General features: G+C 66.1%; 20 protein-coding genes. 5 read left to right on the top strand and 15 right to left on the bottom strand.

What is annotated here, in order from left to right:
• Positions 1-5 precede the first annotated feature (5 nt).
• The 10 genes from AC3A3Q_RS00890 to purB form a co-directional block, all read right to left on the bottom strand.
• A complete protein-coding gene (locus AC3A3Q_RS00890; RefSeq protein WP_487584472.1) occupies positions 6-311 on the bottom strand; it encodes a GIY-YIG nuclease family protein in 306 nt (101 codons plus the stop codon).
• Positions 312-525: 214 nt separating this feature from the next.
• Positions 526-1,119, bottom strand: coding sequence for an LOG family protein (locus AC3A3Q_RS00885; RefSeq protein WP_487584471.1), 594 nt, complete (start codon positions 1,117-1,119; stop codon positions 526-528).
• A 43-nt stretch (positions 1,120-1,162) separates the two neighbouring features.
• A complete protein-coding gene (locus AC3A3Q_RS00880; protein WP_487584470.1) occupies positions 1,163-2,020 on the bottom strand; it encodes a class I SAM-dependent methyltransferase in 858 nt (285 codons plus the stop codon).
• Between the two features lie 92 nt (positions 2,021-2,112).
• Entirely contained in the window at positions 2,113-3,555 is a 1,443-nt protein-coding gene (lpdA, locus tag AC3A3Q_RS00875) for a dihydrolipoyl dehydrogenase (RefSeq protein WP_487584469.1), read from the bottom strand.
• Positions 3,556-3,701: 146 nt separating this feature from the next.
• The gene (sucB, locus tag AC3A3Q_RS00870; RefSeq protein ID WP_487584468.1) at positions 3,702-4,916 is read right to left on the bottom strand and encodes a dihydrolipoyllysine-residue succinyltransferase; all 1,215 of its coding nucleotides are present in this window, start codon (positions 4,914-4,916) and stop codon (positions 3,702-3,704) included.
• An 81-nt stretch (positions 4,917-4,997) separates the two neighbouring features.
• A complete protein-coding gene (locus AC3A3Q_RS00865; protein WP_487584467.1) occupies positions 4,998-7,829 on the bottom strand; it encodes a 2-oxoglutarate dehydrogenase E1 component in 2,832 nt (943 codons plus the stop codon).
• A gap of 216 nt (positions 7,830-8,045) precedes the next feature.
• The gene (locus tag AC3A3Q_RS00860) at positions 8,046-8,954 is read right to left on the bottom strand and encodes a GNAT family N-acetyltransferase (RefSeq protein ID WP_487584466.1); all 909 of its coding nucleotides are present in this window, start codon (positions 8,952-8,954) and stop codon (positions 8,046-8,048) included.
• Between the two features lie 5 nt (positions 8,955-8,959).
• Positions 8,960-10,195 (bottom strand): ribosomal protein uL16 3-hydroxylase, encoded by a 1,236-nt coding sequence (locus AC3A3Q_RS00855; protein WP_487584465.1) that lies wholly within the window; start codon positions 10,193-10,195, stop codon positions 8,960-8,962.
• Positions 10,192-10,620, bottom strand: coding sequence for a VOC family protein (locus tag AC3A3Q_RS00850; protein WP_487584464.1), 429 nt, complete (start codon positions 10,618-10,620; stop codon positions 10,192-10,194). Before AC3A3Q_RS00850 ends, AC3A3Q_RS00855 begins: the two co-directional genes overlap by 4 nt.
• Positions 10,621-10,757: 137 nt before the next feature.
• Positions 10,758-12,143: an adenylosuccinate lyase gene (gene purB, locus AC3A3Q_RS00845; RefSeq protein ID WP_487584463.1), complete on the bottom strand. Its 1,386-nt coding sequence runs from the start codon at positions 12,141-12,143 to the stop codon at positions 10,758-10,760.
• A 181-nt stretch (positions 12,144-12,324) separates the two neighbouring features.
• Here purB and AC3A3Q_RS00840 point away from each other — a divergent pair, with 181 nt between their 5' ends.
• The 5 genes from AC3A3Q_RS00840 (at position 12,325) to AC3A3Q_RS00820 (ending at position 19,057) form a co-directional block, all read left to right on the top strand.
• Positions 12,325-13,746 (top strand): class II fumarate hydratase, encoded by a 1,422-nt coding sequence (locus AC3A3Q_RS00840; protein WP_487584462.1) that lies wholly within the window; start codon positions 12,325-12,327, stop codon positions 13,744-13,746.
• 270 nt (positions 13,747-14,016) lie between these two features.
• A complete protein-coding gene (locus AC3A3Q_RS00835) occupies positions 14,017-14,553 on the top strand; it encodes a fimbrial protein (RefSeq protein WP_487584461.1) in 537 nt (178 codons plus the stop codon).
• Between the two features lie 69 nt (positions 14,554-14,622).
• The gene (locus tag AC3A3Q_RS00830) at positions 14,623-15,354 is read left to right on the top strand and encodes a fimbria/pilus periplasmic chaperone (protein WP_487584460.1); all 732 of its coding nucleotides are present in this window, start codon (positions 14,623-14,625) and stop codon (positions 15,352-15,354) included.
• A gap of 257 nt (positions 15,355-15,611) precedes the next feature.
• The gene (locus tag AC3A3Q_RS00825; protein ID WP_487584459.1) at positions 15,612-18,071 is read left to right on the top strand and encodes a fimbria/pilus outer membrane usher protein; all 2,460 of its coding nucleotides are present in this window, start codon (positions 15,612-15,614) and stop codon (positions 18,069-18,071) included.
• A gap of 26 nt (positions 18,072-18,097) precedes the next feature.
• Entirely contained in the window at positions 18,098-19,057 is a 960-nt protein-coding gene (locus tag AC3A3Q_RS00820; protein WP_487584458.1) for a fimbrial protein, read from the top strand.
• Between the two features lie 64 nt (positions 19,058-19,121).
• Here AC3A3Q_RS00820 and AC3A3Q_RS00815 read toward each other — a convergent pair whose 3' ends face one another.
• The 5 genes from AC3A3Q_RS00815 to AC3A3Q_RS00795 form a co-directional block, all read right to left on the bottom strand.
• The gene (locus AC3A3Q_RS00815) at positions 19,122-19,790 is read right to left on the bottom strand and encodes a YggN family protein (protein WP_487584457.1); all 669 of its coding nucleotides are present in this window, start codon (positions 19,788-19,790) and stop codon (positions 19,122-19,124) included.
• A gap of 55 nt (positions 19,791-19,845) precedes the next feature.
• Positions 19,846-20,631: a DUF4097 family beta strand repeat-containing protein gene (locus tag AC3A3Q_RS00810; protein WP_487584456.1), complete on the bottom strand. Its 786-nt coding sequence runs from the start codon at positions 20,629-20,631 to the stop codon at positions 19,846-19,848.
• 85 nt (positions 20,632-20,716) lie between these two features.
• Positions 20,717-21,775 carry a hypothetical protein gene (locus AC3A3Q_RS00805; RefSeq protein ID WP_487584455.1) on the bottom strand — a complete coding sequence of 353 codons (1,059 nt, stop codon included), beginning with the start codon at positions 21,773-21,775 and terminating at the stop codon, positions 20,717-20,719.
• Complete coding sequence (locus AC3A3Q_RS00800) at positions 21,772-22,653, bottom strand: ABC transporter ATP-binding protein (protein ID WP_487584454.1); 882 nt, start codon at positions 22,651-22,653, stop codon at positions 21,772-21,774. The genes AC3A3Q_RS00805 and AC3A3Q_RS00800 overlap by 4 nt, the downstream gene beginning before the upstream one ends.
• A complete protein-coding gene (locus AC3A3Q_RS00795) occupies positions 22,650-23,021 on the bottom strand; it encodes a GntR family transcriptional regulator (protein WP_200605034.1) in 372 nt (123 codons plus the stop codon). The genes AC3A3Q_RS00800 and AC3A3Q_RS00795 overlap by 4 nt, the downstream gene beginning before the upstream one ends.
• Position 23,022 lies beyond the last annotated feature (1 nt).

The raw sequence follows: 23,022 nt of genomic DNA, 5'->3' as shown, positions 1-23,022 counted from the left end.
GCGCGTCAGCCCATGATATCCGCGAACAGGTCTCGCCATCGCGGGTTCGCATTCTCTATCAGGTCGAGCTTCCATGCCCGACGCCATTCTTTCAGGGCCTTCTCGCGGGATATCGCGGATTCCATCGATTCGTGGAGTTCGTACCAGACCAGGGTATGGACGTTGTAGCGCCTGGTGAATCCGTCAACCGCGTCGGTGCGGTGTTCAAAGATGCGCTTGATCAGATCTGACGTGACGCCAATGTAAAGCGTACCGTTTCGTGCGCTGGCCAGAATGTAAACGCATGGCTGCTTCACCTGCGACTCCTCCATGAGTCCAGATTGGATCCTAAAGCAGCAACAAACAGCCCGTCATCCCGGCGCACGCCGGGATCCAGGCCCGCAAACTGTCAGTTCGTGATGTCGTCCCGCTTGATGCTCCGGCACTGGATCCCGGCGTTCGCCGGGATGACGGTGAGGGCGGGAATGCGGAGAGGGCGGGAATGCGGTGAGGGCGGGAATGCGGAGAGGGCCGGGACGACGGGCGTCACCTCAGCGCCTTGCGCCGCTTCTCATCCATCCACTTCGACGCAGCCGCGGGCTGGTATGCCTCCATCCACGTCAGCATCGCGTCGATGTCGTCGCCGTGCCACAGGTCCTCGCGCTGGTCAGGATGCAGGAAGCGTTCGGTGACCATCCGGTCCAGCATTGCGATCAGCGGCTCGTAGAAGCCGTCCACGTCGAGGAAGGTGCAGGGCTTGTCGCCGATGCCCAGCTGGCGCCAGGTGAGCATCTCGAACATCTCGTCGAGCGTGCCGAAACCGCCGGGCATCGCGATGAACCCGTCTGACAGGTCGAACATGCGCGCCTTGCGCTCGTGCATAGAGCCGACTACTTCCAGTTTGGTCACGCCCTTGTGCGCGACTTCCCAGTTGACCAGCTGCTCGGGAATCACGCCGATGACTTCACCGCCGGCGGCAAGCACGGCGTCGGCGACCACGCCCATCAGGCCGACATTGCCGCCACCGTAGACGAGTCCCAGCCCGCGCTTGGCAAGCTGCGTACCCAGTGCGATCGCGCGCTCGGTGTAGATCGGCTTGGCTCCGGCGTTGGAGCCACAGTAGACGCAGACGTTCTTCATTCAAATCGATCCAGGTTGCAGTGAATGATTGACCCAATGGCGCTCATCGCGCGCGCAGCAGGACGATGCCGGACATGCGCACCATCTCCTCGCGCAGCCGTTTGGGTTGCAGCAGCCGCAGGAGCTTCCACAGCCATGCATGCGGCGCGGTGCGGTTGAGGCGTATTGATTCGGTCCAGCTGGAGCGGAACTCGGCTTCGTCCCAGCCGAACGGCGCGAAGAATGCAGTGCCTTCGGCCGGGCCAAACCGGAACGGGGCGTTGCCCTCGCGCAGCTTCGGCGACCAGCGCTTCTCGAGGAACTTCAGCAGGCGTGGCGAAGCCAGGTCGGTCAGCCACCACCGTGCCTGCGCGAGGTCATGGAGGTCGGCGGCCAGCTCGGCGACATTCTCGGCTTCGAGGTAGATCAGCAGTCCCTCGGTGATCACCAGCAGCGGTCCTTGCCCCGCCGCGTGCGCCAGGACCTGCTGGCGCACCGCGCGCTCGCGCAGGTCCGCGGCGATGAACTCCACTTCGCAGTGCGGCGTTTCGCTCGCCATGTGCCGGCGGAAGTAGTCGACCATTTCCGGCAGGTCGACATGCAGCCAGCGCAATGACGCCGGCAGCGGCAGTCGATAGGCGCGCGCGTCCAGGCCCGCGGCGAGGTTGAGGACAGTGGTCGCGCCCTCCTGAACGCAGCGCAGGATGATCTCGTCCATCACGGCCGTGCGCACGACCATCGGCCAGCTCATCGAGGTGCCCTGTGGCATCGCATCGACGATGGCCTGGCCGCGCTCGCCGGCGAGGCGGCGTGCATACGGGTCGCGGAAGATCGCGTCCGGCCGTTCGCTTTCCATCGCCCGGTAGACCGCCACCCAGGCGGCGGTGTCGGAGACGTTACGGATCGGATTTGCGTCGGCCATGGTCGTGTCCTGTGCGGAAAAGCAAAAGGCCGCCAGCACCTGCGTGATGGCGGCCTTTCGGCTCGTTCATTGCGACGAGATCGGCAGGCCGATCAGTTCGCCTTGTGGATCGAGCGCTTGTCGACCGCCATGGCGGCGTCGTGGATCGCCTCCGACAGGGTCGGGTGGGCGTGGCAGATGCGTGCCAGGTCGTCGGCCGAACCCTTGAACTCCATCGCCAGCACGCCTTCGTGCACCAGTTCGGAGACACCGACGCCGACCAGGTGCAGGCCGAGGATCAGGTCCGTCTCGGCATGCGCGATGACCTTGACGAAGCCGGCCGGCTCGCCCATCGCCACGGCACGGCCGATGGCGGCGAACGGGAAGTTGCCGGTCTTGAACGGCGTGCCTTCGGCCTTGAGCTGCTGCTCGGTCTTGCCGACCCAGGCAATCTCCGGCTCGGTGTAGATGACCCACGGAACCGTGTCGAGGTTGACGTGGCCCGGCAGGCCGGCGATCAGCTCGGCAACGGCGATGCCTTCCTCGAAGCCCTTGTGCGCCAGCATCGGGCCGCGCACGCAGTCGCCGACCGCCCAGACGCCATTGACGCCGGTGTGGCAATGCTCGTCGACTTCGATCATGCCGCGCGCATCGAGCTTGACGCCCGTGCCCTCGGCGAGCAGGCCCTTGCTGGCGGCGCGACGGCCGACCGAGACAAGAAGCTTGTCGACGACGATCGTCTTCTCGCCTTCGGCGTCGGAGTAGGTGACCTCGACTTCCTTGGCCTTGCCCTTGGTCTTGATCTCGGCCTTGCTCACCTTCGCGCCGAGCTTGATGTCCAGGCCCTGCTTCTTGAACTCGCGGGCAGCGGTCTTGGCCACTTCGGCATCGGCGGCGGCGAGGAAGTCGGGCAGGGCTTCGAGGATGGTGACCTCGGCGCCCAGGCGCTTCCACACGCTGCCCAGCTCCAGGCCGATCACGCCGGCGCCGATCACGCCAAGGCGCTTGGGCACGGCGGTGAAGTCGAGCGCGCCGACGTTGTCGACGATGGCGTCGTTGTCGAACTTGGCGAACGGCAGCTCGATCGAATCCGAGCCGGCGGCAAGGATCACGTTGGTGCCCTTGAGCTCGACTTCGGAACCGTCGTGCTGCTTGACCTTGACCACGTTGCCCGGCTGCAGCTGGCCGAAGCCGTAGAACGGCGTGACCTTGTTGGCCTTGAACAGCATCGCGATGCCGCCGGTGAACTGCTTCACGATCTTGTCCTTGCGGGCGATCATGGTGCCGACGTCGATCTTGGCGTCCTTGGTGGTGATGCCGTGCTCGCCGAACAGGTGCTGCAGGTTGTAGAACTGGCGCGAGCTGTCGAGCAGCGCCTTGGACGGAATGCAGCCCACGCGCAGGCAGGTGCCGCCGAGGGCGGGCTTGCCGTCCTTGCCGAGCGCGGCGTCGATGCACGCGGTCTTCAGGCCGAGCTGGGCGGCGCGGATGGCGGCGTGGTAGCCGGCCGGGCCGGCGCCGATGACGACTACGTCGAAGGTCTGCTGTTCGCTCACGTCTTTGATCCTTAGCTTTTCGTTCCCTCCCCTTCAAGGGGAGGGCTAGGGAGGGGATGGGTTCCAGGTCGCGGCCGCACGTGCAGTACGGCGCTTGCAACCCATCCCCATCCCGACCTTCCCCTTGAAGGGGAAGGAGCAATGCATTACATGCCCAGCAGCATCCGGTGCGGATTCTCGAGCTGGTTCTTGATGTCGACCAGGAACAGCACCGCTTCCTTGCCGTCGATGATGCGGTGGTCGTACGACAGCGCGATGTACATCATCGGCGCGGCGATGACCTGGCCGTTCTCGACGATCGCGCGCTCCTTGATGGCATGCATGCCCAGGATCGCCGACTGCGGCGGGTTGACGATCGGCGTCGACATCAGCGAACCGAAGGTGCCACCGTTGGTGATGGTGAAGGTGCCGCCCTGCAGGTCGTCGAGGCCGAGCTTGCCGTCGCGCGCCTTCTTGGCGTAGTCGGCGATGCCCTTCTCGATGTCGGCGAAGCCCATGCGCTCGACATTGCGCAGCACCGGCGTGACCAGGCCCTTGTCGGTCGACACGGCGATCGAGATGTCGGCGTAGCCGTGATAGATCACGTCGTTGCCGTCGACCGAGGCGTTGACCACCGGGTACTTCTGCAGCGCATTGGCAGCAGCCTTGGCGAAGAAGCTCATGAAGCCCAGCTTGATGCCGTTGGCCTTCTCGAACTGCTCGCCCAGTTCCTTGCGCATGGCCATGACCTTGCCCAGGTTGACCTCGTTGAACGAGGTCAGCATGGCGATCGAGTTCTTCGACTGCATCAGCCGCTCGGCGATGCGGGCGCGGATGCGGGTCATCGGCACGCGCTCTTCCGGACGCGCGCCGCCAGCGGCGCCGACGCCCTTGCCCGAGGCGTAGTTGACCAGGTCTTCCTTGGTCACCGCGCCGCGACGGCCGGTGCCTTCGACCTGCGCCGGATCGATGCCCTGGGTGACGGCGGTGAAGCGCGCGCCCGGCGGCAGCTGCTCGGTGCCGGCGGCGGCAGGCTTGGCAGCCTCGGCCTTGGGCTGCACCGGCTGGGCTTCAGCGGTGGTGGCGGCGACGTTCTTGGCGTCGATCTTCTCGGCGGCGGCCGGTGCGGTCGCAGCGGCGACGGCGCCGGCTTCGACGATGGCGATCAGCTGCTCGCTGTTGACCGTGGTGCCTTCCGGAAACTTGATTTCCTTCAGCACGCCGTCGACGGGCGAGGGGACTTCCAGGACGACCTTGTCGGTTTCCAGGTCAACCAGGTTCTCGTCGCGCTTGACCGCGTCGCCGACTTTCTTGTGCCAGGTCGCGATGGTGGCGTCGGAGACGGATTCGGGCAGAACGGGAACTTTGATCTCGGTGCTCATGGGGTGCGTCCTAATGTCATTCCGAACGTAAGAGGAATCTGTTTTCCCGGGCCGCGAGTGCGGCCCGGGGCGACACGGTGGTTACTCGGCGGTGACTTCGCCGCGCAGCGGGTTGCGCAGCGCGTCGGCGACCAGCGCGGCCTGCTCGGCGACGTGGTCGGCGAGGTGGCCGGCTGCCGGCGACGGCGAACGTGCACGACCCGCGTAGTGCAGCGTCTGCCCGGACTGCAGGCAGGCCGCCAGGTGGTGGCGGATCTGGTACCACGCGCCCTGGTTCTGCGGCTCTTCCTGGCACCAGACCACGTCGGTGGCCTTGGCGAAGCGCTTGAGCTCGGCCACCAGCTGCGGACGCGGGAACGGATACAGCTGTTCGATGCGGACGATGGCGACGTCGGTCTGGCCCTGCTTGGCCTGTTCCTCGATCAGGTCGTAGTAGACCTTGCCGCCGCAGACCACGACGCGCTTGACCTTCTTGGCGTCGGCCGCGGCATCGGGGATCAGCTGCTGGAACTCGCCCTTGGCCAGCTCGTCCATCGTCGACACCGCCAGCTTGTGGCGCAGCAGCGACTTGGGCGTCATCACCACCAGCGGCTTGCGCGTGGTCATGCGCATCTGCCGGCGGATCATGTGGTAGGCCTGTGCCGGCGTGGTCGGCGTGCAGACGATCATGTTTTCCAGCGCGCACAGCTGCAGGAAGCGCTCCAGGCGCGCGGAGCTGTGCTCCGGGCCCTGGCCTTCGTAGCCGTGCGGCAGGAACAGCGCCAGGCCGCACAGGCGACCCCACTTGGCCTCGCCCGAGGACAGGAACTGGTCGATCACGACCTGCGCGCCGTTGGCGAAATCGCCGAACTGCGCTTCCCAGATGTCCAGCGTCATGGGATCGGCGGTGGCGTAGCCGTATTCGAACGCCATCACCGCTTCCTCGCTGAGCAGCGAGTCGATGATGGTGACGTCCGACGGGTTCTTGACCAGGCGGCGCAGCGGCAGGACGTACTCGTCGTTGGTCTGCTCGTGCAGGATCGCGTGGCGATGGAAGAACGTGCCGCGACCGCAGTCCTGGCCGACCAGGCGCAGCTTGTAGCCTTCGTCGACGAGGGTGGCGTAGGCCAGGTTCTCGGCGAAGCCCCAGTCGCCGCCGAGCTCGCCGGCGGACATCTTGCGGCGGTCTTCGTAGATCTTGGCCACGCGCGGATGCAGCTTGAGGTCGGCCGGGACGTCGTTGATGGTGACGGCCAGCTTGTCGAGCTTCTTGCGATCGAACGTGGTGTCGACCTTGTCGGTCAGCTTGCCCGACAGGTACTTCGACCAGTCGATGGTGAACTCGTCCGGCTTGACCTCGACCACCTCGGTGGTGACCGCGCCGTCGTCGAGCTTCTGGCGATAGCCGTCGACCAGCGCCTGCGCCTCGTCGGCGCTGAGCGTGCCTTCGGCAACCAGCTTGGTCGCGTAAAGCTCGCGCGGGGTCTTGTGCTTGCGGATGACCTGGTACATCACCGGCTGCGTTGCTGCCGGCTCATCGGCCTCGTTGTGGCCGTGGCGGCGGTAGCAGACGAGGTCGATGACCACGTCCTTGCCGAAACGGTTGCGGAAGTCCAGCGCCAGCTCGGCGCAGAACACCACCGCTTCGGGATCGTCACCGTTCACGTGCAGCACCGGCGCGTCGACCATCTTGGCCACGTCGGTGCAGTACAGGGTCGAGCGCGCGTCCTGGACGGCGCTGGTGGTGAAGCCGACCTGGTTGTTGATGACGATGTGGACCGTGCCGCCGACGCGGAAACCGCGTGCCTGCGACATCTGGAACAGCTCCATCACCACGCCCTGGCCGGCAAACGCGGCGTCGCCGTGGATCAGGATCGGCAGCACCTGGTGGTGGCCCTTGTCGCCGCGGCGGGTCTGGCGCGAACGCACGCTGCCGACCACGACCGGGTCGACGATTTCCAGGTGCGACGGGTTGAACGCCAGCGCCAGGTGGACCGGGCCGCCCGGGGTGGCGACGTCGGCCGAGAAACCCATGTGGTACTTCACGTCGCCCTGGTGGGCCAGGTCGCTGTGGACGTGCTCGAACTTGCCTTCGAACTCGTCGAACAGATGGCGCGGCGGCTTGCCCAGCGTATTGATCAGCACGTTGAGGCGGCCGCGGTGGGCCATGCCGATGACCACGTCCTTGGCGCCCTGTTCGCCGGCGCGGCGAACGGTGGAGTCCATCAACGGAATCAGCGCATCGCCGCCTTCCAGCGAGAAGCGCTTCTGGCCGACGTACTTGGTGCCCAGGTAGCGCTCCAGGCCATCGGCGGCGGTGAGCCGCTCGAGGATGCGCTTCTTCTCTTCGGCGGTGCGGCCGAACTTGCCGCCGGCCTTTTCCAGACGCTCATACAACCAACGCCGCTGTTCGGAGTCGGAGATGTGCATGAACTCGGCGCCGATCGGGCCGGTATAGGTGGCCTTGAGCAGCGCAAGCAGGTCGCCCAGCTTCATGCGCTCGTTGCCACCGACGCCGCCGGTGCTGAACTCGGCCTTGAGGTCGTTGGCGGTCAGGTGGTGGAAACCCAGCTCCAGGTCCGGCGCTTCCGGCTTGGCCAGCAGGCCGAGCGGATCGATGTCGGCACCGAGGTGGCCACGCGACCGGTACGCCGTGATCAGGCGGCCGACTTCGCGCTCGCGCTCGTCGCCCGCGCCGGCGGCCACGGAGACCACCCCGCGGGCAGCCATGCGACCGGCCAGGGCGATGTTGTCGATGACGGCCGAATGCGGCACGTCACCGGCTTCGCGGCCCTTGAAGCCGTCGAAGTACGCCTTCCATTTCGGGTCGACACTGTCGGGGGAAACCAGGTACTGCTCGTACAGGTCCTCGACGAAAGCGGCATTGGCGCCGAGCTGGGAGGACTGGGAGAACTGCTTCAGGAGACTGTCCACGATGGTGATCGGGAAACTCGAGTGGGAGAAGTCGGAGAGGCCTGGATTGCACGCTTGTGCGGCTATTCAGGCGCCAAGATTCGGAATTATAGCCCTTGGCTGGTGCTAAACGGCTAACACTTATGTCGAATCAGCCACAGCAGCCAAGCCCTGGTCACATAGCGTTGGGTCGCTGCGGGCTGCTTCAAGGGCGAGCGGGCCATTCGCGCCTTGCCATCACAGGCCCAGCGCACGGTACTCGCTGCAAGGCCGGGCCCGTTCCCAGACGGGATCGAAGTGGGCACGCAGCTGGCGGCCGCGGGCCGGGTCGTCGAGGCGGGTCTCGCCATCGAAGCGATGACCGAGCGGCCGGTAGTACCAGCCGCCGTCGTCGTTGGCGACGTAGGCAGCGGGATAGTCGCGGTCCACCGGTTCCTCGATCGCACGCAGGCCGAACGCGCTGGTCAGGCGCTGCGCCAGCCCGAGCAGTGGCGCGATGGCGCGCTGCGGCGCGGCCGGGTCCTGCAGCAGGATCCGCACCTCACCGCCGGCCACGGCGAAGCGGCGCAGTTCGGCCAGGACCTCGGGCTGGTCGAACAGGCCGGGGTCGAGTTCGCGGCTGTAGATGCACAGGCGCCGGCGGGCATTGGCGATCACCCCGACCGTGGCGGCGATACCGGCATCGCGGCGCTCCACGGCACTGACCGTGTCCAGTGCCAGCTGCATCGACTGGTGGTCCAGGCCGGCCTCGACGAAACGATCGCCATAGGGCAGGAACCCCTGGCGCGCGTAGAAAACGATCGCTGGAACCTGCGCATGCAGGCTCACGATCGGCCAGCGCAGTTGCCGGGCCTGCGAGAGCAGGGCGCGCAGGAGTGCCTCGCCGACGCCCTGTCCGCGCCAGGAGGGCAGCACCGCCATGCGGCCGATGCGGTGGTCGGGGGTGAGGCGGCCGGTGCCGATCGGCTCGCCGTGGCCGTCGCGGGCCAGGACATGGACGCAGAGCGGGTCCAGCGCGTCGCGCTCGATCTCGACCGGGACGCCCTGTTCCTGGACGAATACCGCGTCGCGCACCACGCGAAGCTCGGCCATGGCCTGCTGGAATGCGACGGCCTCGACCCGGAACGCGCGGCTGGCCTGACTCATGTCATTCATTCTTCTTCGTCCGCCAGGACCAGCTGGTAATGGCCGGCCTGGAGCAGGCCATACACGCAGTCCCGCCCGGCCTCGCTCAGTCCTGCATAGGTCGCGCCATCGAGTACGACGGCATTGGCGATCGCCGAGGCATCGTCGGCCGGCAATGCGTACGACTGCCCGGCGACGAACAACTGCGAGGGTTGGCCCTTGCCGTGGGCACGGCGCCAGGCCATGCGCGACCACGGGTGGCGGTGCAGGGCGGCCTCGTGCTGCAGGTCCCATTCGATCTCGATGCGCGAACGTGGATCGGCGCCGGGCTGGACCTCACCGGCTGCGCGATACACGGTCATGAAGCGACCGAACCACTCGCCGAGGCGATCCGGGTCGTTCATGCGCAGCATGTTCAGCGCTTCGACGGCGCGGTTCATCGCGGCAGTATCTATTTCGGCCGGATCGGCGGCTGGCGCCAGGTCCGGATCGGCGTAGCGCAGCGCCTCGTCGGCATCGGCCGCCAGCGTGTCGACGAAGTCGCCCAGCAGTTCCGCCGCCGACGGTGCACGCATGCCGACTGAGAAGGTCAGGCAGGCATCCTCGGCGACGCCGTTGTGCGGCACGCCCGGCGGCAGGTACAGCATGTCGCCCGGGCCGAGCACCCACTCGTGGCTGGCATTGAACTCGCTCAGCAGCTTGAGCTCGACGTCGTTGCGGAATCCCAGCGGCGGATTCTCGCTCGCATCGATCTGCCAGCGCCGATGGCCCTGCGCCTGCAGCAGGAACACGTCGTACTGGTCGACGTGCGCGCCGACCGAACCGCCGGGTGCGGCGAACGAGACCATGATGTCGTCGATGCGCCAGCGCGGCAGGAACGAGAACGCCGGCAACAGCGCGGCGATGTCGCTGTCCCACTTGTCCATGTCCTGCACCAGCAAGGTCCAGTCCTGGTGCGGCATGCCGGGGAACTCGGCTTCCTCGAAGGGGCCATGACGCACGGTCCAGCGGTCGTTGCCGCGATCGTGCATGACGATCCGCGACAGCGCGGCTTCCTCGCAGGCCAGGCCGGCAAGGTCTTCCGGCTGCAGGGGCGACTGGTAACCGGGGAAGGCGTTGCGGATCAGCAGCGGCTTTTTCTGCCAGTAGTCGCGCAGGAAGCGTTCGGGCGTCATGCCCAGCGGCGGCATCGCCGACGCGTCGATTTCGATGAGGGGTCCCTGCGGGGCCGGCTGCTTCGCTGCCACGGTTTTCCTGGTCATGTCATGCTGCTCAAAGTCGTGCTGCTCGATGTCGAGATCTCGTCGTAGCCGCGGCCGCGGAACTGCAACAAGCACCAGCCATGCCCGAACGGGTCGGCGAGGGTGACGATGCGGCCCCAGTCGGCTTCGCGGATGGCACCTTCCTGTCGCCCGCCGGCGGCGACGGCCTGGGCCAGTGCGGCATCCAGATCGTCGACCACCACGTCGCAATGGAGCGGCGTCCAGTGTCGGTCGTAAGTGCGTGGATGGCCGCCGGCACCGGTGCTGCCGTCGGCCTTGTGCAACAGATAGAAGGAAACTTCCGCGCCGAGCATCTCGACCATGGCATCACCGAAGCGGCGCGCCGGCCTCAGGCCGAAGGCGGCGATGTAGAAAGCCTCGGCCTTGGGCAGGTCATCGACGTCGATGTTGAGCAGCAGCTTCATCGCCCTGTTCCATGGTCAGACCCGGATGTCCGTCATCCCGGCGAAAGCCGGGATCCATCTTGCCTTTGCTTGCTGGTAGCTGCCGTGAACGGCAAGATCAAATTGGGTCCGCGGCTTTCGCAGGGACGACGGGATCGTCAGATCTCGCGCGCCAGCTTCTCGGCCAGGCCGGTGTAGCTGCCGGGCGTCATATCGAGCAGACGCTGCTTGTCGGCGGCCGGAAGTTCCAGCGTGGAGATGAATTCGCGCATCGAGGATTCGTTGATGCCCTGGCCGCGGGTCAGCGCCTTGAGCTGCTCGTACGGATTGGGCAGGCCATGGCGACGCATCACCGTCTGCACGGCTTCGGCCAGCACTTCCCACGAGGCATCGAGGTCGGCGGCCAGGCGCTCGGGATTGACGCTGAGCTTGCCCAGGCCGCGCTGCAGCGCATCGAAACCGATCAGCGCATGGCCAAATGCGGTGCCCAGCGCACGCAGCACCGTGGAGTCGGTGAGGTCGCGCTGCCAGCGGCTGATCGGCAGCTTGGCGGCGAAATGCTCGAACAGCGCGTTGGCGATGCCGAAGTTGCCTTCTGCATTCTCGAAGTCGATCGGGTTGACCTTGTGCGGCATCGTCGAGCTGCCGACTTCGCCGGCCTTGACGGCCTGCTTGAAGTAGCCCAGCGAGATGTAGCCCCACACGTCGCGGCACAGGTCAATGGCGATGGTGTCGATGCGGCGCTGCGCGTCGCAGACCTCGGCGATGCCGTCGTGCGGCTCGATCTGGGTGGTGTAGGGCTGCCAGTTCAGGCCGAGCGAATGGACGAAGTGCTCGGAGAACTTCGGCCAATCGACGTCCGGATAGGACGCGACGTGGGCGTTGTAGTTGCCGACGGCGCCATTGATCTTGCCGGGCATGCGTGCGGCGGCGAGGGTCTCGCCCTGGCGCTGCAGGCGCGCGACCACGTTGGCCAGTTCCTTGCCGACCGTGGTCGGGGAGGCGGTCTGGCCGTGCGTGCGCGAAAGCATCGGCAGTGCAGCGTGCTCGTGCGCCATCGTGCGCAGCGTCTGGATCAGTTCATCGAGCTTGGGCAGCAGCACGAACTGGCGCGCCTGGTTGAGCATCAACGCGTAGCTGAGGTTGTTGATGTCCTCGGAGGTGCAGGCGAAATGCACGAACTCCAGCGCGGGGCCGAGCTCTTCGAAGGCTTGGCCGGCGTCGTCCTTCAGGCGCTCCTTGATGAAGTACTCGACCGCCTTGACGTCATGGTTGGTGGTGCGCTCGATCTCCTTCACCCGGGCCGCATCGGCCGGCGACAGGTTGTCGGCGAGCGCGCGCAGGCGCGCCGCGGCAGCTTCGGAGAACGGCGACAGCTCGACGATGCCCGGCTCGTCGGCCAGCGCCAGCAGCCATTCCACTTCGACCTTGACCCGCGCCTTGATCAGGCCGTACTCGGAAAAGATCGGGCGCAATGCATCGACCTTGCCGGCGTAGCGGCCATCGAGCGGGGACAGGGCGAGCAGCTGGGATTCGACGGACATGGCGGGCCGGGGGGCGAGAAAACCGCGATTCTACTACTCCTGCCCAGCCCCGAGCCCGACCCGTCATCCCGGCGGACGCCGGGATCCAGGCCCGCAGCCCCCATGCGCAGGCCGCGCCGGCGTCGTCGCCGTCGCAGCGAGCGGCGTAAGCTCACGACATCGATCCCCCGGAGAGTCGGCAATGGCCAGGCAGCAAGGCAGTGGCGCGAAATTCCGCACCGAACGCGACAGCATGGGCGAGCTGCAGGTACCGGCAGCCGCGCTTTGGGGCGCGCAAACCCAGCGCGCAGTGCAGAACTTCCCCATTTCCGGCCAGCCGATGCCGCGCGAGTTCATCCGCGCACTGGGCCTGATCAAGGCCGCCGCGGCCCAGGTCAATGGCGGCTACGGCCTGCTCGGCAAGGGGGCGACGCAGGCCATCCAGGCCGCGGCCATGGCAGTCGCCGCGGGCGAGCACGACGCGCAGTTCCCGATCGACGTCTACCAGACCGGTTCGGGCACCTCCAGCAACATGAATGCCAACGAGGTCATCGCCAGCCTGGCTACTGCCGGCGGCCGGCAGAAGATCCACCCCAATGATCACGTCAACCTGGGCCAGAGCTCCAACGATGTGATTCCCACGGCGATCCGCGTGTCGGCGCAACTGGCCACCGTCGAGCACCTGCTGCCGGCGCTCAAGCACTTGCGCCGGACGATCGAGCGCCGCGGCAAGGCACTGGGCAACGTGACCAAGACCGGCCGCACCCACCTGATGGACGCGATGCCGCTGACGTTTGCCCAGGAGTTCGGTGCCTGGGCGTCGCAGCTTGCGTCGGCGCAGGAACGCATCGATGACGCGCTCAAGCGCCTTCGACGCCTGCCGATCGGCGGCACGGCGATTGGCACCGGCATCAACGCCGATCCCCGTTTCGGCCGGGGAATGGCCAAGGCGTTGTCGACGTTGGCCGGCACGCGTTTCGAATCGGCGCAGGACAAGTTCGAGGGCATCGCCTCGCAGGACGATGCGGTCGAACTGTCGGGGCAGTTGAGCACGTTGTCGGTAGCACTGATGAAGATCGCCAACGACCTGCGCTGGATGAACTCCGGCCCGCTGGCAGGGCTGGGCGAAATTGAACTGCCGGCGCTGCAGCCGGGCAGCTCGATCATGCCGGGCAAGGTCAACCCGGTGATCCCGGAAGCGACCTGCATGGTCTGCGCGCAGGTGATCGGCCATCACGCAGCGATTACGGTCGCCGGGCAGAGCGGCAATTTCCAGCTCAACGTGATGCTGCCGCTGATCGCTTACGACCTGCTCGATTCGATCCGGCTCCTGGGCAACGTGATGCGGCTGCTGGCCGACGACGCGATTGCCGGCTTGAAGGCGCGCCCGGAACGCGTGCGCGAAGCACTGGACCGCAATCCGATCCTGGTGACCGCGCTGAATCCGATCATCGGCTACGAAAAGGCCGCGGCGATTGCCAAGCAGGCCTACAAGGAAGGACGGCCGGTGCTTGAAGTCGCGCTCGAGTCGAGTGGGTTGTCCGAAAAAGACCTGCGCCAACTGCTGGACCCGGCGGCGTTGACGCGCGGCGGTATCCACGAGGGAGCGGGCGGGGGAGGCTGACTGCAGTAGCGCACGTCGCCTGTGGCCGTGCGTCCTTGTTCACGACTGCATTCGTGTCGACGGCATCAATGCGCGCCGTGCGCACTCATCAGGCGTGGCTAAGTATTTTTCTCTCTGAGTCCGTTCTTATATGAACAGATGGTTTCGCGGCCTAGAGTTGCCGCCGGTCTACAGCAGGGCGACGTGAGGCTTCAAGCCTGTCGATGAGCAAACACTCGACGCCGCCGGATGTGGCCGACCTTCAAACCATCGACTTGGGAATCCAGCAACATGAGCAAGAACCTGATCAACGTTTTGGCATTGACCGGTATCGCATTGGCCTCGCAGGCCGCCTTCGCTTCCGACGGCACCATTACCGTCACCGGCCGAGTCACCGATTCGACCTGCACGATCGCCAGCACCGCCGGCGGCAAGGATTTCACCGTCGCCCTGCCGACCGTCTCGAAGACGACGCTGGCCGCGGCTGGCAACACCGCCGGTGCCACCGGCTTCGGCATCAAGCTCAGCGGCTGCACGCCTGACAGCGGCAACGTGCGCACGCACTTCGATGCCGGTGCAACGGTCGATCCGAACACGGGCCGACTCACGCTCAACGCCGGCGGTGCGAGCAACGTCCAGATCCAGATCAAGAATGTCGACGGTTCGGTGATCAAGGCCGGCGCCGATTCCACGCTGCAGAACTCCAAGCCGGTGGCCCTGGCCGCTGGCGTCGCGCAGCTGAACTACATCATGGAGTACTACGCCACTGGCGCCGCGACCTCGGGCGAGGCCAACTCCAGCGTCACCTACACCATCGCTTACCAGTAATCGCACCAGGCAGGAGCGGGGCAACCCGCTTCTGCCTGCGCCGAAATGCACCGACAGGACAAACTCCGCATGAAGCATGCAATCAAGGCCATCGCAGCCGCGGTGCTGCTGGCGATCGGCCTTGGCCACGCACAGGCTTCCGTGGTCATCGCCGGCACGCGCGTCGTCTATCCCGCGCAGGAACCGGAAGTGACCGTCAAGCTCACCAATGTCGGACAGTCGCCGGCGCTCGCGCAGGTCTGGCTGGACGACGGCGATGCTGCGGCCGACCCGGCGACGATCGACGTACCCTTCACGGTGACGCCGCCGATGTCGCGCATCGATGCAGGCAAGGGCCAGACCCTGCGCATCATCCATACCCGCGATCCGTTGCCCCAGGACAAGGAGTCGGTGTTCTGGCTCAACATGCTGGAAGTGCCGCCCAAGCCCGGCGCCGGCATGGCCGCCGCCAACAAGGTGCAGCTGGCATTCCGTTCGCGCATCAAGCTGTTCTATCGGCCGCAGGGCCTCAAGGGCAGTGCCGATCAGGCGCCTGCGCAGATCACCTGGCGGATCGGTCGCGACGGCGATCACGCCGCGCTGGTGGCAAGCAATCCCACGCCGTATCACGTGTCCTTCAGTGCGCTGGAACTGGTGGCCGGTGGCCGCAGTGTCAGCACGGTCGACGGCGGCATGATCGGGCCAGGCGAAACCTTGGCCTTCCCCTTGAAGGGCGAGCCCATCGCCAGCGGTGCTGCACAGGTGCAATACCACGCGATCAATGATTTCGGCGGGTCGATCGACGGCAAGGCGCCGTTGTAACGGCGGTCGGGACGCAGCGGCATCCGGTTGACGGATGGTCCGCCCTGCGCGGGCCCGACCTCGCTCTCCATTCAACGAATTTTTCAGGACGCCGCGCGGTGCGGCAGGGGCAAGGCTTGCCCAATGTCCGGAGTCGAACCGCAATGCAAATGACGCAAGATCAATTTTCAGGCCTTCGGATCAGTCCGATCAGTCTGGCCATCACGACTCTGTTGCTCAGTGGCGCCGCTTGCGCCGATCCCACGGCGGCCGGTGACATGGACGCCGGCGGGCCGGTCGAGTTCAATGAAACCTTCCTGCACGCCACCGGCGGCGGCACGCACGCCGATATCAGCCGTTTCAGCAGGGGCAACCAGGCGTCGCCGGGTACCTATCGTGCCGACCTGGTCATCAACCAGGACCTCGTCGGCATCGTCGATGTGACGCTGCGAGCCGTCGACGCCGGGCTGCGGGACGTGCAGCCGTGCTTCGACCGCGCGCTGCTGTCGCGCATCGGCGTCGACCTGGGCAAGCTGACGCCGCAGGCGGCAATACTGATGGCCGATGGTGGACGCTGCACCACGCTGCCGGAGCTGGTCGAAGGCGCGACCGCGTCCTTCGACAACGGCGAGCAGCGCCTGTACGTGAGCGTGCCGCAGGCCAACCTGAGCCGCCAGCCGCGCGGCTATGTCGATCCGCAGTTCTGGGACGATGGGGTGACCGGCGCGCGCCTGCAGTACGACGCCAATGCCTATCGCTCCGAGATGGACGGCATCGGCGCGACGCAGAGTTACCTGGGTATGGACGCCGGTTTCAATGCCGGGCCGTGGCGACTGCGCCACACCGGCAACCTGACCCACGACAGTGGTGCAGGCTCCAGGTACCAGTCGGTGCGGACCTACGCCCAGCGCGGCATCCCCGTGCTCAAGAGCCAGTTGACCATCGGCGACGCTTACACGGACGGCGCCGTGTTCGACAGTTACGGTTCTCGCGGCATGCAACTGGCGAGCGACGACCGGATGTTCCCGGAGTCGCAGCGCGGCTACGCGCCGACCGTGCACGGTATCGCCAACAGCAATGCGCGCGTGCAGATCCGCCAGGACGGCAACGTCATCTACGAGACCACCGTGGCCGCCGGTGCCTTCGCCATCGACGATCTGTATCCCACCGGTTACGGCGGCGACCTGGAGGTGATCGTCACCGAGGCCGACGGCAGCGTGCATGTATCGCGGGTGCCCTTCGCCTCGGCCGTCAACGCACTTCGCCCGGGCGTAACCCGCCATGCCTTCACCGCCGGCCAGTACCGCAACGCCGTACTGGCGGTCACTCCCTACGTGTTCCAGGGCACCTTGCAGCACGGCTTCAACAATCTGCTCACCGGCTACGGTGGCGTGGTCGCGTCCGACAACTACTCGGCCGCCGCGCTCGGCGCGGCACTCAACACGCCCCTTGGTGCGTTCGGCGCAGACATCACCCATGCCCGCACCGGCCTGCGCAACCGGCCAGACCGCGAAGGCCAGAGCGTGCGCGTGAGCTTCAGCAAGCTGCTGACGCCGACCAATACCAACATCACCGTCGCGGCGTATCGCTACAACAGCCGCGGCTTCCTTGGGCTGCCCGATGCGATTGCCCTGCGCGAACTGGACGACCGATTCTCCAACGTAGGCGATCCGGCGATCCAGCGCGGCAAGCTGCAGTTGAACCTCAGCCAGCAGTTGCCGGGCAATGGTGGATCGTTCTACCTGTCGGGTTTCCGCCAGGACTACTGGAATCGCCGCGACACCGATACGCAGTACCAGGCCGGTTACAACAACACCTTCCGACGGGTCAATCTGGGCATCTCCGCCAGCCGTCAGTTCGAGTTGAACCTGGGCAAGTGGGACAACCAGGTCATGCTGACCGTCGGCGTCCCGCTTGGCAGGAGTGAGCATGCGCCGTACTCGACCACCAGCGCGCAGCGCCTGGCCTCCGGCGCGACCGCCCTTCAGCAGTCTCTGACCGGCTCTTTGGGCGAAGACCACGCCTTCAGCTATGGCGTCAACGCCGGTCACACCCACGGTGGCGGCCAGAACAGCATCAGCACGGTCGGCGCCAATGCCGCCTATGCCTCGCCAGTGGCCACCGTGAGCGCCAGCGCCAGCGCCAGCCGCAGCGGCGAGTACCGCCAGGCCAGCGCCGGCATTTCCGGCGGCATGGTGGCCTACCGCCATGGACTGGTGTTCTCGCCGAGCCTGGGCGACACAACGGCCATTGTCGAAGCCCCGGGCGCGCGCGGCGCGCGGGTGGTCACCGGTACCGGTGTGCGCGTGGACCGATGGGGGCATGCAGTGGCGTCGAGCCTGCAGCCGTTCGCCAACAATCCAATCGAGATCGATCCCAAGGGGCTGCCGCTCAACGTCGAGATGAAATCGACGCTGCAGCAGGCCACACCCACCGCCGGTGCCATCTCGCTGGTCAAGTTCGAGACCGCCAGTGCCGGTCGCGCGGCCATCCTGCGTGCCCGCAGGGAGAACGGCGCGCCGGTGCCGTTCGGCGCGGAGGTCTTCGACGGCGCCGGCCAGAGCATCGGCACGGTGGCGCAGGCCGGACGCATCATTGCCCGCCGTCTGTCGAGCGATACCGGCGAGCTCACGGTGCGCTGGGGCGACGATTCGATGGCGGCGTGCACGCTGTCGTATCACTTGCAGCCAACTGACGCCGCCACGCTGTATGCGACGGACGATGTTACGTGCCGATGATCAAGACACCCGCATCAGGAAAGACAATGACCACAGCAAACGACGGACTTCGCAACTACGCCGCGGTCGCGCTCATCGCCACGCTTGGCGTGCTGCCCGGGACCGCCAAAGCCGTCTGCACCGCCAACGGTAGCGCGCCACTGGACGTCAGCTTCACGCTCACGCCGTCGGTCATATCGTTCCCGCGCAATGTGCCGCAGAGCTGGGAAGTGAAATACTCCGACACCATCGTTCGCCCGGCCTTCTCCGAGGTCAGCTGCACCGGGGACGGTTACGGCATCATCAATCAGGCCGGTTCCCAGCCGCCAATCGGAAGCGTCGATTTCCCGGTCGGCAACACCGGGGTGGCGATCCAGTGGCGCCTGTTTTACCGAAACGTGTCCGTGCCGTCCTTCGGCACACAGAGCCTCACCGGTTCGGCTCCGTTCCCGTTCGCCAGGCGCGGGCTTTCCCTGGTCAAGATTGGTCCGATTCCCTCTGGCACCGTCGTTCCGGCAGGTCTGGTGGCAAAGCTGAGGTACGGCCAGATCGATCTGTTCAACCTCTACCTGGCCAACTCGCTGACCATCGTCACGCCGACCTGCACGACGACCGATGTCGCCGTGTCGCTGGGTACGCAGCAGGCGACGGATTTCAAGGGCCCCGGCAGCGCTGGCACTTCAGCCGCTCTGAAGATCCCGCTAAATTGCGAGGCCTATATCAATGCCATCAGCTACCGGATCGATCCGGCAACGAAGGTCTTGAATTCGGCGCAGTCGGTGGTTGCGCTTGACGCGGATTCCAGTGCCAGCGGGATCGGAGTGCAGGTGCTCAACGATGCGGGCACCGCCCCGATTCCGTTGAGCGCGTTGCAGACATTCGCCGACTTCAAGGGCGATGCCGGCCTTTACTCCGTGCCGCTGCGCGTTCGCTATTACCAGACTGGAGCGTCGGTGAAGGGCGGTACGGCCAATACGTCCATGGTATTCACCATGGACTACAGGTAAGCCTGGATCGCCAGGTCCGCGACCTCCCTTGCAGGGCGGTCGCGCGTGACAGGAGAGGCGAGGGCTACTGCTTCGACGCCTTGTCTTCTGCCGCGGCAGTCTCCGCATGCTCGCTGGTCTCGCGCCAGCAGTCGTCCACGTCGGAAGCATCCATCGTCGCGTACGGCTTGAACTCCGGCAATGCGGCGGCCAGCTTCTGCTGCGAATCCAGCATGGCCGGCAGGTGCGTGCACAGCTGCTTGGCGGCGGTACGGACCTTGTCGGCTTCGGCCTGGACGCGCTTTTCGACATCGTCGGTGTTGCCGGTGAACACGCCCTTGAGCGATTCGGCCACCGCCTTGGTGGCCAGGTCGGCGCTTTCCATGCCGATGTGCATGCCGGCAGTGGCGACGGCGACGACATGGCTGCGGTATTCAAGCAGCAACGTGCGCTGCGCCGGCGTGATCGCGACGGCCCGGCCGTCGATCAGGAGGTCGCCCTTGGGCGTGATCTCCGCCTTCTTGCCACCGTTGTGCTCGTCTTTCGAGACGGTGATGTTGCCTTCCGCGATCTCCTTCTGCGCCTCGCCGATGGCTTCCTGGATGGCGGACGAGATGACCGTGGTTTCCTGCTTCTTGCCAGATGATGTGTTGCCCGACGCGCTGCCCGGAGCGGGGTTGGCGCCACAGGCAGCCAGGAGCGAGATGCCGCCGAGCACGGCGGCGAACAGTACGGTGCGGCTTGCGGCGATCATGTGGAGCTCCTGGCTGGTGGAGGGAGCGCGAGTGCGCCCCCCGCTTGTCGTTGGATCAGTTGTCTTGCGGCACGTCGGTGCGACCGGACACGCCGCTATGGTCGACCGAACCGCTGCCGACATGGCGCACGCTCAGGTTGCCGCGCACGCCGCGCACGTCGAGGTCGCCCGAACCGATGCGGTCGACGTTGACGTCGCCGCCGACATCGATCAGTTCGACGTCGCCCGAGCCGATGCTGCCGACCGTGGCGCCTCGTCCGACCCGACGGGCACTGAAGTCACCGGAGCCGACGCTCAGCACCTGCAACGAGCCGATCGTGTCGAGTTCGATATCGCCCGAGTTGAGGTCCGCGGTGACAAGGCCGCGGATGTCGCGCGCTTCGACGTCACCCGAACCCAGGTCGATGCTCAGCGAGGTGGCACCGGTGACGCGGGCATCGCCGGAACCGACCTTGAGTTGCACCGGCACGCTGTCCGGGATCGAGGCCTTGATATCGAGGTAGGCGTAATGGTTACCGCCGAAGTTGAAGGTGATGCCGTCATTGCGCTCGGCCGTCACCACCAGCTTGTCGCCGACACGCTGCTGGGTCAGCCGCAGGTCCTTCAGGCGGCCGGCGTCGGAGGCGCAGGCCTTGCCGTCGATGGTCGGGCGGGCGCCGGGCGATGCGGTGACGATCAGGTCATGCGGGCCGATGTCGAACACCACGGCCTTCACCCCGGCCAGGTCGAGCTGCAGGTTGCGCGCTTCGGAGTGCTGGCACTGCGGGGTGGCGGCATGGGCGGCCGGTACCAGGGCAGCGCTAAAGGACAGGGCGACGGCAATTGCGGACTTGTGAATCATTGGGTCAGGCTCCGTGGTCAGTACGGCTGGGATGCGGGACAGTGGCCGAAGGTTGCGTGCCACCGTCCCGCGAGCCCATCGGGGGTCAGCCGTCGTCGCGCCAGCGGCGCATGCGGATCGCGCCGTACAGCATCGCCGCACCGGCCACCGCGCCAATCCACAGCTGCGGCGTGAGCAGGACCGAGTACATCGTGCGCAGGTTGATCACCGAGTGGATCGCCTGCGGACCATCGACACTGATGTCGCCGATGTTGGCTGCGTCGAACCAGGCGCCGGGCACGATGCTGGTCAGGCTGCGGGCGACGATGTTCTTCCAGAACCAGGCCGTATCCAGGTCGAAGGCGTGCATCAGGTCGAACCAGCCGACGAAGATGCCGGCGAAGATCGGGATGATCAGTGCCCACAGGAACGGCTTGCTCTTGGCCCAGGACGAGCACAGCATCAGCCAGCCCACCGTCGGCAGCGCCCAGAGGGCATACACCGGGATCGAAGCGAGCAGGTGTGCGCAGACCTTCAGCGGGCTCGCCGGCACCCAAAGCAGGGTGTACGGGTTGCCGCCGTGCAGCAGCACGACCAGGCTGTAGATCAGCATCGAGCCAAAGACGGTCAGGATGGCCGCGGTCGCGGCGATCACCGGCGCCATGAGCGTGGCACTGAGCACCTTCGACAGCACGGTGTCGCGGTCGGAGATCGGCAACGACTTCCAGAACAGCACGCTGCGGTCCTTGCGGTCGTCGTACAGGCTGCCCAGGCAGTAGAAGAAGACGACGAAGGCGAGGACGACGAAGGGCCAGGTAGCCGCCATGTACAGGCTGGCGTCGATCGCGCCGCCGAACTCGCGAAGTTCGTCCGGGCTGATCTTCTCGGTCAGTCGCGCCAGGTCGAGGCCATTGACCTGGAAGCTGCCGCCTTCGACATTGATCGTGGCGTGGTCGGGAACCTTGCGCAGCAGCACTTCACCGGCGCCGACACCCATCAGGGTCAGCAGCAGGAGGATGCCGCCGGCCACCAGCGGTGCCCAGAAGAAGCCGCCCTTGTGCTCCCAGAACTCGCGCTTGAGCAGCATCTTGTAGGTGTGGGTGGGGTGCGGCGCGGCCACTACGGCCGCACGGGCTCCACCGTGGGATTCCTGGATTGCGTTCATGCGTAGGTTCCCTTCATGGTGGCGACGAACAGGTCGGCCAGGCCAGGCGTGCGGGTTTCACCGAGGCCGGACAGGTGTTCGTGCGGCACGGAATCGAACAGCATCACGGTCTTGCCGAAGGGCAGGGCGCGTTCGTCGATCGGCTTGAGTGCACGCGCCTGGTCGGTCTTCTCGCCGTTGACCAGCACTTCGATGAAGCGCTCGCCGAGCGATTCCATGTCGTTGTCGAGGACGATCTTGCCGTCGCGGATGAACATCACGTCGGTAAGGATGTGCTCGATCTCCTCGACCTGGTGGGTCGTGACCAGGATGGTCTTCTCCTCGTCGAAGTAGTCTTCCAGCAGGCGCTGGTAGAACTGCTTGCGATAAAGGATGTCCAGGCCCAGGGTCGGCTCGTCCAGGACCAGCAGCTTGGCGTCGATCGCCATCACCAGCGCCAGGTGCAACTGCACGATCATGCCCTTGGACAGTTCGCGTACCCGCATTTTCGGGGTGAGCTTGGTGTGGGCGAGGAAACGCTCGCACTTGGCGCGGTCGAAGCGCGGATGCACTCCGGCGACGAACTCGATCGCCTCCTTGACCCGGATCCAGCGCGGCAGCACTGCCACGTCGGCGATGAAGCAGACATCGCGCATGAGCTCGTCACGCTCGGTGCGCGGGTCGCGGCCCAGCACTTTCAGCGTGCCTTCGAACGGGATCAGGCCGAGGATGGCCTTGAGCGCCGTGGTCTTGCCGGCGCCGTTGGGACCGATCAGGCCGACGATGCGGCCGGCCGGGATCTCGAACGCGGTGTCATCCAGCGCCAGCTTGTTCTTGTAGGCCTTGCGCAGGCCGTGGGCGCTGACCACGGATGCGGAAGTGGTGACGGGGGCGTTCATTGCGTGCCTGCCTTGACGTCGGTGGCCAGCAGTTCCTGTGCGGTGAGGCCCAGGCGCATGATGCGTTCCAGCACCAGCGGCCATTCCTCGCGCAGGAAGCGTTCGCGTTCATTGAACAGCAGTTTCTTTGCGGCCTCTTCGGTCACGTACATGCCCAGACCCCTGCGTTTTTCGACGAGAGCCTCGTCCGCCAGTTCCTGATAGGCGCGCGAGACAGTGATTGGATTGAGCTGATATTCGGCGGCGACCTGGCGGACAGAGGGAAGAGCGTCTCCGGGCTTGAGCACCCCGTCGAGCATCATCGCAATGACGCGCTCCTTCAGCTGGCGATAGATCGGAGCGCCGTCGCTCCATTGAATTGCGGTCATG

The sequence above is a fragment of the Lysobacter sp. Soil_C_59 genome (assembly GCF_057656415.1).
The sequence above is the reverse complement of the archived record's forward strand: the minus strand, read 5'-3'. Positions and strand labels throughout refer to the sequence as shown.

Excerpts from the sequence above, each read along its gene's own strand:
- AC3A3Q_RS00890 (WP_487584472.1), bottom strand. The coding sequence starts at position 311 with ATGGAGGAGTCGCAGGTGAAGCAGCCATGCGTTTACATTCTGGCCAGC.
- AC3A3Q_RS00885 (WP_487584471.1), bottom strand. The coding sequence starts at position 1,119 with ATGAAGAACGTCTGCGTCTACTGTGGCTCCAACGCCGGAGCCAAGCCG.
- AC3A3Q_RS00880 (WP_487584470.1), bottom strand. The coding sequence starts at position 2,020 with ATGGCCGACGCAAATCCGATCCGTAACGTCTCCGACACCGCCGCCTGG.
- sucB (WP_487584468.1), bottom strand. The coding sequence starts at position 4,916 with ATGAGCACCGAGATCAAAGTTCCCGTTCTGCCCGAATCCGTCTCCGAC.
- AC3A3Q_RS00860 (WP_487584466.1), bottom strand. The coding sequence starts at position 8,954 with ATGAGTCAGGCCAGCCGCGCGTTCCGGGTCGAGGCCGTCGCATTCCAG.
- AC3A3Q_RS00855 (WP_487584465.1), bottom strand. The coding sequence starts at position 10,195 with ATGACCAGGAAAACCGTGGCAGCGAAGCAGCCGGCCCCGCAGGGACCC.
- AC3A3Q_RS00850 (WP_487584464.1), bottom strand. The coding sequence starts at position 10,620 with ATGAAGCTGCTGCTCAACATCGACGTCGATGACCTGCCCAAGGCCGAG.
- purB (WP_487584463.1), bottom strand. The coding sequence starts at position 12,143 with ATGTCCGTCGAATCCCAGCTGCTCGCCCTGTCCCCGCTCGATGGCCGC.
- AC3A3Q_RS00840 (WP_487584462.1), top strand. The coding sequence starts at position 12,325 with ATGGCCAGGCAGCAAGGCAGTGGCGCGAAATTCCGCACCGAACGCGAC.
- AC3A3Q_RS00835 (WP_487584461.1), top strand. The coding sequence starts at position 14,017 with ATGAGCAAGAACCTGATCAACGTTTTGGCATTGACCGGTATCGCATTG.
- AC3A3Q_RS00830 (WP_487584460.1), top strand. The coding sequence starts at position 14,623 with ATGAAGCATGCAATCAAGGCCATCGCAGCCGCGGTGCTGCTGGCGATC.
- AC3A3Q_RS00825 (WP_487584459.1), top strand. The coding sequence starts at position 15,612 with ATGGACGCCGGCGGGCCGGTCGAGTTCAATGAAACCTTCCTGCACGCC.
- AC3A3Q_RS00820 (WP_487584458.1), top strand. The coding sequence starts at position 18,098 with ATGACCACAGCAAACGACGGACTTCGCAACTACGCCGCGGTCGCGCTC.
- AC3A3Q_RS00815 (WP_487584457.1), bottom strand. The coding sequence starts at position 19,790 with ATGATCGCCGCAAGCCGCACCGTACTGTTCGCCGCCGTGCTCGGCGGC.
- AC3A3Q_RS00810 (WP_487584456.1), bottom strand. The coding sequence starts at position 20,631 with ATGATTCACAAGTCCGCAATTGCCGTCGCCCTGTCCTTTAGCGCTGCC.
- AC3A3Q_RS00805 (WP_487584455.1), bottom strand. The coding sequence starts at position 21,775 with ATGAACGCAATCCAGGAATCCCACGGTGGAGCCCGTGCGGCCGTAGTG.
- AC3A3Q_RS00800 (WP_487584454.1), bottom strand. The coding sequence starts at position 22,653 with ATGAACGCCCCCGTCACCACTTCCGCATCCGTGGTCAGCGCCCACGGC.
- AC3A3Q_RS00795 (WP_200605034.1), bottom strand. The coding sequence starts at position 23,021 with ATGACCGCAATTCAATGGAGCGACGGCGCTCCGATCTATCGCCAGCTG.